The organism is Paenibacillus sp. KS1 (assembly GCF_001680695.1).
In the GTDB taxonomy this organism is placed as follows: Bacteria; Bacillota; Bacilli; order Paenibacillales; family Paenibacillaceae; genus Paenibacillus_B; species Paenibacillus_B suaedae.
Map to the genome: position 1 here is coordinate 1 of NZ_MAIS01000123.1, position 11,777 is coordinate 11,777.

Consider the following 11,777-nt stretch of genomic DNA (forward strand, 5'->3'; position numbering starts at 1 on the left):
GAGTTCTTGCAACCTTCTCGGTGCTGAAAACCGACTTTCAGACACTAATTTATGGTCGCTTTTGATCACGAAGATTGCTCAGGATGTACCCTGTCGTCAGCCTTTGTCTGCACCTGCCGTCATCCCATGAATGAGATACTTCTGGAAATACATGTACAGGAACGTAATCGGCAGCGCTACAAGAACGGCGCCAGCAGCGAAGGTCGTAAAGCTTGAATTCGTCTCGTTCGCCACCATGTTGTACAAGCCTTGGGCTAGCGTCATCTTCTCAGATGATCTGAGCACGATTTGCGGCAGGATAAAATCCATGAATGGCGTAATGAAGCTGTTCAATGCAACAAACGTAATTGCCGGCAAAGACAATGGCAATATGATTTTGAACATCGTCTCAAGGTGGCCCGCGCCATCAATATAGGCCGCTTCCTCCAAGCTTTTCGGAATCGTGTCGAAATGGCCCTTCATGACCCAAGTTCCCATCGAAATAGAACCGCCCGCATAGATGAGAATGAGACCCAAATGCGTATCGAGCAGCTTCGTCTGCATCAGCAGCACGAAGATTGCCATGATGGACAGAAAACCCGGAAACATTTGAAGAATGAGCAATGTCATTAACCCTTGCTTTCTCCCTTTGAATCGAAAACGGGAAAATGCATAGGCCGTCGCTGCCACCAATGTCGTTGACAATGCCGCATTCGCAAGAGCGATCGTGACTGTGTTCGAAAACCATAGCACGAAATCCGTATTTCGAATCAGTTCTGTATAATGAGCGAGCGTCGGCTGATCAGGAAACATTCGGCTTACCATTAAGGAATTGCCCGGGTTAAGCGAAGTTCCGATAACCCAAATCAACGGATATACCGTTGTCAGGAGCAGCACGGCAAACACCGCGTAAATGCCCGCCACGACCAAGTTGTTCAGCAATTTAGACATTTAGACCATATCCTCTTCTTGAGTTATCTTCATCCGCCGATAGTTCCATAAGGAGAATACCGTGATAAAGACGAACATAATGATCGAGACGGCAGACGCCATATTGAACTGGCTTTGATTCAACGTCATCTTGAATATCCAAGAGATTAAAATATCTGTGCTGCCCGCGTAATAATAATCAGGCTGGGTCGGATTGCCGTCCGTTAGCATGTAGATCAAATTGAAGTTATTGAAGTTAAAAGCAAATTGCATGATTAAAATCGGTGCCGTCGCCGCTAACACCAACGGAAGCGTCAGCTTGACGAATCTCTGCGTTCCCGTTGCTCCATCCACAGCGGCAGCTTCGTACAAATCCCGCGGCATTGTCGTTAATACCCCTGACATCAATGCCATCAGGAACGGAGTGGAGAACCACAGGTTCACAAGCAGAATCGTAAACTTGGCCATCGTCGGATCAGACAACCAAGGTACTGGCTCTAATCCGAGCTTGGTGATCATATCGTTCACAGGCCCGAACGAACCGTTCAGCAGCACCCTAAATACCAGAATCGATATAAATTGCGGAACCGCCCACGGCAAAATGAACATCGTACGCCAAAACTTTTTGAATTTCACTTTGGGATGGTTCACCATCAATGCTAGCAGAAGCCCACTAAAAAAGACGGACACCGTAGAGGCCGCAGCCCAGATGATGTTCCACACCGAAATGCCGAAGAAGGTGTTGCGCCACGCTTCTTGTGCAAATAAATCATAAAACGAGCTTAGCCCCGTCCAATCTACTAGGTTGCGGTCGGGAATATGGTTCGGAGCCGAATAGTTCGTGAAGGCAATCAGCACATTGAAGATGAGCGGCACTACCGTTACGAACAGCACGAAGCAGATAGAAGGCAGCAGCAGCAGATATGGGAAATGCCGAAGCTTCGTCTGCTTGATGGATTCGATGAACCCCGGAGCAGGGTGTCCTTCATCCCGCAATGCTCCGTTTCTCTTTGCGTCATAAATATTCAGGACATAGCACCCGGCGAACAAGAGAATGAGCACCAACGTAATAAGTCCTTCAATCATCATGAAAATAGAATGATCGCCTTCGAACACTTGTCCGGCAACCACCTTCGTAGGCGCGTCGCCTAACGTTATCAGCCCTCTAATTCCTCGATAAGCAATCGGATAGTAGATCCAAAAGAATAACTGTGCCGCGATCATCCACAGCAAGCCCTTCATATACTGCTTGTTGTACAGCTGGCCTAATCCGATACACACAGCGGAGAATACAGCCGCTTTCGTCCGATGCCGACGGGCACCTGTTGTCAGTTCCATTCGGAAGACCGCCTTCGTCGATTTTTTTAGATGTAGTTCAAAAAGTCAGCTTTTGATTACAATGTGATTGAGCTATTTTTTTGTCTGAATCGCTGTATTGATCTGCTCGACTGCCTTCTTTAAAACTTCGCCTGGTTGTTGATTGTCATTCCATATTGCAGCAAGGGCAGCCCCCGCCGGCACCCATACGTTGCCCATTTCTGGGATGGACGGCATTGGAGCAGAATGCTTCGTTTGTTCCAGAAAGGCAAGTGCGTTCGCATTCCCCTTGATGCTCGGCTCCTCCATCATGTCTTGTCTCGGCGGCAGTTGTGTTGTCATTTCATATCGCTTGACGAGATTTTTGCGAGAGGTCGCATAGCTCGCGAACAGCTTCGCAGCAACCGGATATTCGGTATAGGAACTCACATACAGCGCCCGGATGCCGGACATGCTTCGTGGATGTTCTCCATTAGGCAGCAGAGGAAGCGGCGCCACTCCGAAATCGATGCCCGCGCTCTTCACGTCCGTCATGAGCCAAGGCCCTCCTATGATAGCAGCTGTTTTCCCTTCCATGAAAAATCCGGTAATGATATTGTCGTTCATATCGTTGCTGTTGACAGGCAGTATTTTTTTCAAAGATTGAAAGAACTCGGCTCCTGCAATCGATTCCGCATTGCTCAAGCCGATATCGCCAGCATCCTTCCCTCCATTGCCAAAGATGTATCCCCCGTAGCCTGCTAGAAACGAGTAAGATTGATATAACTGACCTACATTCCACATAAAGGCGTACTGTTTGTTTTTTGGATCGTTATACGTTTCAGCGAACCGAATGAGCTCTTGGTAAGTGGCAGGAGCTTTACTCAGCAGTTTTTTATTGTAGTACAGCGCATACGTATCGATTGCGGTTGGAAAACCATAGAACACCCCATCATAGCTGACACCCTCTAGGGCGGAATCCATAATTTGATGTTTCATTTGTTCGTCGTATACATCATTTTGCAGCACGAGCCCTGCCATGACTGCATTCCCCAAATGATCATGCGGCGCGGAAAACACGTCGGCTCCGATTCCGGCCGGTCCATCTGTCGTCAGCTTCGTGACAGCGTCGATTGACGGAACCGCCACTACTTTTACACCAATCCCATATTCCTGTTCGAAATCTTCTGCGACCGCTTTCAAAAAATCCAGTTCAGGCCCCTTCGATTCCCATACAAGCAAATGGGCTCCCTTCTCCGGCTGCAATCCGGCTTGCCCTTCTCCCTGATATGCATTCTTCCCTCCAGCTTCCGATGATGTTGAGGTCGCATGCTGTACGCCGCAAGCCGAGAGCAGCATCATGATGCACAATGAGACCATCAACATTGAAATGAAGAAGCGTTTAGACACTTTCTTCCCCTCCCATCTATTGGTTGTTGTTAACTTAAACGTTTAAGTAATTTCAGTAACATGATAACTTTAATTGCCCGATGCCGTCAAATAAAAATTGTGGAGCCAGGGACAACATGAAGAAAATAAGCTGTTGTTCGTAGTAAGTTCCAAAAACAAAAACCCCCGTATCCGCTAGGGACACGAGGGCTATGACGATATGAATGTGGGTATTAGCAATCAAAATACAAGCTATATTCTTGCGGATGGATGCGGATCGCTACGGATTTGGCTTCCTTGCGTTTGATATGCAAATAATTTTCGATAAATGCTTTGGTAAATACGCCGCCTTCAAGCAAGAATTCATAGTCAGCTTCAAGCGCATCAAGTGATTCTTCCATCGTCGCTGGAACGCTGCGAATCTCACGCTTCTCCGCATCCGACAGTTCGTAAATATTGCGGTCATACGGCCCATAGCCAAGCACTGTAGGATCCAGCTTGCGCTTGATTCCGTCGAGACCTGCCATCAACATCGCAGCAAAGGCCAGGTATGGATTCGCCGTAGAATCCGGTGTACGGAATTCAATCCGACAGCCCTTCGGTGTAACCGCCGCTACCGGAATACGTACAGCCGCAGAACGATTGCCTTTCGAGAACACAAGATTTACAGGCGCTTCATATCCCGGCACAAGTCGCTTGAAGGAGTTCGTGCTCGGATTCGTCAATGCGATAAGCGCTGGCGCGTGGTGCAAAATTCCGCCGATATAATGCAGTGCCATCTCGCTCAAGTTCGCATAGCCGCCCTTTTCATAGAACAACGGTGTATCGCCGTTAAAGATCGATTGATGCACGTGCATCCCGCTTCCGTTATCCCCAAACAGCGGCTTCGGCATGAAGGTCGCTACTTTCCCGAAGCGGCGTGCCGTGTTGTGCACAATATATTTATACTTCATCAGGTTATCTGCAGTACGCGTCAGTGAATCAAAGCGGAAGTTGATCTCGCCTTGCCCTGCCGTTGCAACCTCATGGTGGTGACGTTCAATGCGAAGTCCTGCTTCTTGCAGCAGGCTGCACATCTCACTGCGCAAGTCTTGTTGTGTATCGATCGGCGCTACGGGTACATATCCGCCTTTTGTATGAATCTTGAAGCCCAGGTTCCCTCCCTCTTCCTTACGGTTCGTGTTCCAAGAAGCCTCTTCGGAATCGACGAAGAAGGAAGAACTGTTCATTGTATTCTCATAACGAACATCATCGAAGATGAAAAATTCAGATTCTGGCGCAAAGTAAGCATCCGTGCCTACTCCTGTGGTTGCCAAATACTCTTCCGCCTTCTGTGCAATGCTGCGAGGATCACGCTCATAACGCTCGCCGTCAGGCGTGAAGATGTTGCACATAATAATGAGCGTCGGACGTGCCGTAAATGGATCGACATAACTGCTCTCCGTATCTGGCATCATGACCATATCGGATTCTTCAATTCCACGGAAACCAGTAATCGAGGAACCGTCAAACGCAACGCCGTTCTCGAACGTGCTCTCATCCACTTCGGATGCAGGCAAGCTGATATGATGCGCACGACCTAACAGATCGATAAAACGAAAATCCACATACTCAATTTGTTTCTCTTTCATTAACTCCAACACGGTATTGACTGACATCTCGATTCCTCCCCAATCCGAACATTTCATATTCTTTTCATCCGAATGTTCACTTTGTATTATTTGTTGAAATCATTATATGTAGCAGGATGCTCTTTCGTCAATACTCATGTAAGGTATTTTTTTATTGTATGTAAGGTTATCTAACATTAAAATTGATTTCATTCCCTACACACCTTAAATACTCATGATCATTCCGGTATATTTTAGACTAACTTCATCAATACCTGATCGTTTGAACTAATTTTTATCAACACACTACGTTTCGGTACATAACCTATCATTCATTTTATTTGCACAATCACACATATAGATAAGTTTTATCATTAAAAATTTCAGCTGCTTCAATTCCTTACTCGTCTAAGAAATCATCTTTTATATCCGTATTTTTTCATGCTTACACCAGCATCAACTTTTACACCTGGAGGTTCATCGATCAATCTCCATTCCTGAACGCATTCGAGATTTCCCAAGGAAACCGGGCTACAAAAGTGATTCTGAGGTTAACGCTTAATTGAGGATAAATAAAAACAGGATGGGCAAATAAATCGCTCCATCCTGTTACGTCTATGATTCTTTATAATTCTTCACGGTAATGACAGTTTCAAATTCAAAGGTTTCTGGCAGATGGTCGGCGTAAGAGTACTCAAAGGTGCGTCCGTCAGTCAGGTAGGCTACCTGTTCGACCCGCATCAGGAAATCCTGATCCTGCACGTCCATAAACTGCTTTTCCCTTTCATCTGGGCGAATTCCTTTGACCCGGACAATCGATGTCCCCACTTCAAGACCAAGCTTGTTTTGTATGTGCGAGTATATTGATTGCTCTAGAACCGAAGCTTCAACACCTGGTATGACCGAAATCGGCATCCATGTATGCTCCATAATCGTTGGAATACCGTGAATGATGCGGAGGCGGATGATTTTATAGACAAAATCGCCGGCTGCAATCCCCAATTTTCCGGCAATGGTTTCATCTGCGCCGACAATCACAAACTCGATGATCTTGCTTTCAACCTCACTGCCGTATACAGCTTTCGTACCGGTTAAGGTCTGAATCATTCGCGCCTTCTCCTGCTGATGCCAATCCTGTACCACCGTTCCACTGCCCCGTCGGCGGATGATGTAGCCGTCACGAACCAACAGATCCAACGCCTTTTTGATGGTGAGAACCGACACACCGAATTCTTCAGCAAGGATCGGGCTGCTTGGGATTTTCTCATTGACTTTATACTCACCGTCTAAAATCTGCTGTTTGATTTTTTGGTAAATGGCGAGGTATTTTACTTGCGTAGACCCGCTTGCCATTTCCTCGCCTCCTATGTGCTGGATGTTCTGCTTAGACACCTTCTATTCATTCAACTGCAATGCCTCAAGCTTATAAACGGAAGGGGATGGTGCTGCAAATCCGTTCTCCAAGATTTCCATGCTTGTTATCGCTTCTTCGTCTTTCACAAGCTTTGCTGCGCCATGTACGATGGTTTCATACGCTGCATCATAGAAACGTCCGTAATCGCCAAGCGGAGTTTTGATTTGTTTTTCAATCCAATCACCGTTCGCGTTCCGGTATTTTGCAATGCCATAGTACATCGGTGAATCTTCACCAAAGCCTGCACTCTCAGGCATAATGCCTGCTTTCAGATCATTTTCCTGCTGATCTTCACCGTACTTGATGAATGAGCCATTTGTTCCGTGAACGATAAAGCGCGGATAATTTTTTGCTACGACATGGTTGGTTTTCAGTTTAACTTTCAGTTGGTGTCCGTAATGAAGATCCACATCGAAATAGTTATCAACCGCACCTGCCACTTCATTATTGCGAATATCGTAGGTCACCACATCTGGACGTCCGAATAGCGAAACCATGCGATCCATCATGTGAATACCCAATCCATAGAATGAACCTTCTTCTTTCGCACCTTCGCGGCTGATTGAACCAGGACGGAAATAATCAATATGCGATTCAACTTCCACAATGTCGCCAAGGAAGCCTTGTTCAACGACCTGCTTCACAGCTAAGAAATCACCATCGAAGCGACGGTTTTGGTAAGGCATCACGACTACACCTTTTTCGTGGCCTAGAGCTAATAATTCTTTCGCGTGTTCAACGGTATCGCAGAATGGTTTTTCAACGATAACTGATTTCCCTGCAAGTATAACTCGTTTCGCCAATTCGTAGTGCGTGTGTGCTGGCGTACAGATCGTCACCAATTGAATTTCTTTGTCATTCAATAGTTCGTCCAAATCAGTGATGAAGGCAATACCCTTTTCGCGATATGGAGCCGCTAATTGTTCGTTAACATGCCGGACATAAATTGTTTTTACCTTTATATGCTTACGCGTATTCACGTAAGGTAAGTGATAACGGTTGGCTGACTTTCCAAACCCGATAAAGCCCATTGTTAATGTCATATGATAAAACTTCCTTTTTTCAAATTCACTTCTAAGCATATTATATATATTTTGATTTAAAAGTATATAGTTTTATATTTGAAAGGATATAAAAAAGAGGCAAACCCAATGATGTAGGTCTACCTCTTACCTCTCGCTTCACGCCTTACGTCGCCTTTATTTTTCCCACGTATCAAAAAAGGCTGGCTCCATCTTCTTCGTATCGAACGACTTGCCGCATAACGGAGCAAGCTGCTCCAACTCGCGCAGCAGGCCAGCGAATTGATCCGGGAAGAGGGACTGCACCCCATCGCCTGTCATCGAATTGTCTGGATCGGTATGCATTTCAATAATAAGACCGTCCGCACCAGCAGCCACAGATGCCTTTGACATCGTCTCTACCAGTTCGCGGCGTCCTGTCGCATGGCTTGGATCGGCAATGACCGGCAAGTGGCTAAGCTGCTTCATAACCGGAATTGCAGTCAAATCAAACGTATTCCGTGTATACGTCTCGAATGTGCGAATACCGCGCTCACACAGCATGACATTTGGATTGCCACCTGCCAATATATATTCCGCAGCATTAAGCCACTCGTCATAAGTTGCGCTAAAGCCACGCTTAAGGAGCACTGGCTTGCCGCACTCTCCAAGCTTGCGCAGCAGATCGAAGTTCTGCATATTCCGTGTGCCTACCTGCAAAATATCCGCATGCTCCGCACAAATATCTACATATTCAGGCGTCATCACTTCTGTAATGGTAAGAAGTCCGTGCTTCTCGCCCGCTTCCTTCATCATCTCTAGCCCTTCCACGCCTATGCCTTGGAAGCTGTACGGTCCCGTACGCGGCTTGAATGCTCCTCCGCGCAGAACTTGTCCGCCTGCTGCTTTCACCAACCGTGCAATCTCATTGATTTGAGCAGGTGATTCAACCGCACACGGCCCTCCCATAACTACCAAATTGCCGCCGCCGATTTTCACGCCGCGTATTTCAATTACCGTATCTTCCGGATGAAAGTCACGACTTGCCAGTTTGTATGATTTCGTAATTTTAACCACGTTCTCTACGCCCTTCATTTGTCTAAGATGTTCTGCCAGCTTCGGCTCCGCATGTCCAATTATCCCAATTACCGTATGAGCCGTGCCACGGGATATATGAACTTGATTGCCTTGCCCTTCAATGATGCTGGCTATATTCGCGATCTGTTCTTCAGATGTCTCATTATTTACAATAACAATCATGATTGTACACCCTTTCTATGCGTAGTGCCAGTTAACCCCTTAAAGCAGAAATGCGTTGATCGATGACACTTCTTATTGTAGTTTTACTTTTACATTTACTTTAGTACTTTAATGCGTATAAGCTTTTATGCTTTTAACTGTTAAAGAAACTATACAGAACAACTACCGGATCGTCAACCCTTTGTTGCAATAATTTTCAGAAAAATAAGAAAAGAAGCCGAACGTAACGCACGACTTCTTATCATCCCTATTTATACTAGTTACACAGCTTACGAGGTAACCTGAATCTTCATTTCCAGCGCTTTGTGGTAGTCCTTTATCATGTTGCGTTTTTTATCCTCTAGAGACATCCCGTTCTTATTGACAAAAAGGGTATATGGTTTCACGGTAATAAATTTAGTCCCCAAAGTGGATGGAGCATACATGATCTTTTCATTATATTCCTTTTCCGGCTTTTTCGCGTAAACGCCCAGCATGGATTGCTCTAATACTTTGCCTTTATCGTCTACGATTTCGTAATACATTTTGGATTGATGATACTCATTCGGCCGCTTCGTGCTGCTGCTTGGAATTTCTCCCTTGCTGTGAATCTGCAGCATTGTCGTCGCGTCGGTCATTCGCAGATTTATTACTTCGTAACTGAATTTCTGCGTATTTTTCTTTGCATTCGGCTGTATGTTAATATCCCGTTTGGAGATATTTTTCACTGGAATGACTAGGGACACCTCTGCTGCCTCAAACTTCGCATTAATTGTCAGCTCGAACTCATTCAGAAGAATAGGCTCTCCCGTTTTCGGATCGATGGCATTTGTAAACTCAACCATGCACATATTATTCTCTTTTCCATTTTCCACAGGAACCGAACTTGCCATCATCGATAGCTTGTCCACCTGTAGCGGCTGTCCGTTTATCAGATAGCTCTTACTAGCATATAGCGGATTCTCTCCGCCTTCGGCCTTCAACACCATGACAAAGCGGGCACCGTCGTACATAAGCTCAGGCACGATCAATGTAACTCCATCTTTTGTTGCCTTCGCATTTTTCACTGTGGTCAAGCCTTTTTTGCTGGCTGCCTTTGCCCCAGAGTCTCCCCACTCCTGTAACACACTCGATCCAGATGCCACTGCACTGGCCGTAGGCAAATTAACAACAGTCATTCCTGCTCCTGTACCCAATATAGCTGCCATACAAGTTACCGCTACCATCTTCTTCAATAATGATTGTTTATATGTACTCATTTCCACATTTCCTCCTTCATTCTTGGAATCACCTATTATATAGAACAACTTCAACCTCCTCATTTGTGACATTATTTTCTGACCATCGTTTCCGCAAGTTTGATTAAGTCTTCCTGAGTCAATGCATTTCCTTCATTGGTCATAATTCGAAATTGCTTGCCTTGTTCCGTCCATAGAAGTGTGTTTTGCTGCGGGCTATCCCGATATTCTGGCTGCAACTTTTGTCTTGCCTCTTCAGCAGTTTGATAATAATACCCTTTCTGGGCAGGGGACGCTTTGGAACCAAGTGCAATATATTCCAACAGCAACGTATCCTCACCGTTCATATATTTCAGTACAATTTGCCCCGCTTCCGTCCATTCATATTTCTTCGACAACACCGCTGCACCTTTCTTTTTGGCTTCTGCTCGCAAATCGTTCTTAAATTGCGGACTATATGGGCACCGTATTTCTGCTTTCGCAAAGGAATACCCTTCTGGCAGATTCGTAGGCTCTACTAATACGGTTCCTTTCAAATCAGTGGCCTTCTTCGAATAATTCTCATAGGTTTCAAATGAAGGGGCGACATGTCCGGTGAAGATAATTTCCTGCCCCTTGCTTTTCGTCTTTTCATTGTCGATAAATACGGCATAAGCATCATATGGATTTTGCTCAACCAGCTTGTGCAGTCTTGCCAACTCATCTTCAAAGACCTTCGGCTCTCCCGAAGGGCCTTTCACGGTATAGTCAATTGTACTCTTGGCTGGCGCCGCCTACGCGGCATTGTTCACATAGCTGAACATAAGCAACCCGCATATTGCTGCAATGGCTAGTTTTGACGTCATTTTCATAAACCAATTCTCCCTTGCACCTCTATTATGGAAATTTTCCTTTCATCTATATGAACAACTTAAAAACAAGAATTGTGACACAAATCGACTTTTTATCAAATAAATAAAAAAAATCCCTTAGAATAAGACTGGCTGTATCGCCGTCTTCTCCAAGGGTTGTAGTAGCGCATGAATTCGAATTTACGCATCGCTCTTTTTTGATCCACCGTCATCACGGTTCTCGTCAAATAACGATTTTAAATCCTCGATTTCCTGCGCATTTAGCTTTTTATCCTGCAAAAAGTTAGCCAGCATCGGCTTCAAAGCTCCGCCATACAGCTTTTTCATGAAGGATTTGGTTTCGGATCGCAGGTACTCCTGCTCGCTGATAAGCGGGAAGTACAAATAGTTTCGTTTCGACCCCTTCTCCAGCTTTGCACCGGCTGCTTCTTTCTGAACCAATCGGCTCAGGAGCGTCCGAGTCGTATTCGGGCTCCACTCCATCAAATCTGTCATTTGATTGACTACCTCAATGGAAGGACAATCGGGATGCGCCCACAATACGCGCATAACCTCCAGTTCAGCATCCGTAATAGGCGGTACTTTATTCATTCATGAAACCTCCAAACTTAATCGCTCAAGACCACACATGTAGTTATACCCATGCTATAATTGTACTTTTATAATGTCAACCTGTTTTATGTTTTTAACCTTATAAAAGCCCACGCATCCTATTCGGATAGCATGGGCTTGGACACAAGCTATTTCTTCACCATCGTTTTCGCGAGCTTGATTAGATCTTCTTTGGACATAGTGTTCGATTGAATAGTAATTTCTTTGTCTTTCACCCT

General features: G+C 45.5%; 11 protein-coding genes. All 11 read right to left on the minus strand.

Going from position 1 to position 11,777, the window contains the following annotated elements; all coding sequences use genetic code 11:
* Positions 1 to 96 precede the first annotated feature (96 nt).
* Positions 97 to 930, minus strand: coding sequence for a sugar ABC transporter permease (locus tag BBG47_RS29345; RefSeq protein WP_065294094.1), 834 nt, complete (start codon positions 928 to 930; stop codon positions 97 to 99).
* Entirely contained in the window at positions 931 to 2,247 is a 1,317-nt protein-coding gene (locus BBG47_RS29350) for a sugar ABC transporter permease (RefSeq protein ID WP_065294095.1), read from the minus strand.
* 72 nt (positions 2,248 to 2,319) lie between these two features.
* Positions 2,320 to 3,615, minus strand: coding sequence for a sugar ABC transporter substrate-binding protein (locus tag BBG47_RS25615; RefSeq protein WP_065294096.1), 1,296 nt, complete (start codon positions 3,613 to 3,615; stop codon positions 2,320 to 2,322).
* A gap of 212 nt (positions 3,616 to 3,827) precedes the next feature.
* The gene (gene glnA, locus BBG47_RS25620) at positions 3,828 to 5,252 is read right to left on the minus strand and encodes a type I glutamate--ammonia ligase (RefSeq protein ID WP_065294097.1); all 1,425 of its coding nucleotides are present in this window, start codon (positions 5,250 to 5,252) and stop codon (positions 3,828 to 3,830) included.
* A 567-nt stretch (positions 5,253 to 5,819) separates the two neighbouring features.
* Entirely contained in the window at positions 5,820 to 6,557 is a 738-nt protein-coding gene (locus BBG47_RS25625; protein WP_065294098.1) for a GntR family transcriptional regulator, read from the minus strand.
* A 42-nt stretch (positions 6,558 to 6,599) separates the two neighbouring features.
* Positions 6,600 to 7,661 carry an oxidoreductase gene (locus BBG47_RS25630; RefSeq protein WP_065294099.1) on the minus strand — a complete coding sequence of 354 codons (1,062 nt, stop codon included), beginning with the start codon at positions 7,659 to 7,661 and terminating at the stop codon, positions 6,600 to 6,602.
* A gap of 156 nt (positions 7,662 to 7,817) precedes the next feature.
* The gene (gene aroF / locus BBG47_RS25635; RefSeq protein ID WP_065294100.1) at positions 7,818 to 8,879 is read right to left on the minus strand and encodes a 3-deoxy-7-phosphoheptulonate synthase; all 1,062 of its coding nucleotides are present in this window, start codon (positions 8,877 to 8,879) and stop codon (positions 7,818 to 7,820) included.
* 269 nt (positions 8,880 to 9,148) lie between these two features.
* A complete protein-coding gene (locus BBG47_RS25640; protein ID WP_139070768.1) occupies positions 9,149 to 10,117 on the minus strand; it encodes a DUF4179 domain-containing protein in 969 nt (322 codons plus the stop codon).
* A gap of 71 nt (positions 10,118 to 10,188) precedes the next feature.
* Positions 10,189 to 10,836 (minus strand): hypothetical protein, encoded by a 648-nt coding sequence (locus tag BBG47_RS25645; RefSeq protein WP_065294102.1) that lies wholly within the window; start codon positions 10,834 to 10,836, stop codon positions 10,189 to 10,191.
* 291 nt (positions 10,837 to 11,127) lie between these two features.
* Positions 11,128 to 11,538: a BlaI/MecI/CopY family transcriptional regulator gene (locus BBG47_RS25650; protein ID WP_065294103.1), complete on the minus strand. Its 411-nt coding sequence runs from the start codon at positions 11,536 to 11,538 to the stop codon at positions 11,128 to 11,130.
* 54 nt (positions 11,539 to 11,592) lie between these two features.
* Positions 11,593 to 11,777: hypothetical protein (locus BBG47_RS30430; RefSeq protein ID WP_217492527.1), on the minus strand; the 185-nt coding region annotated here is incomplete at its 5' end.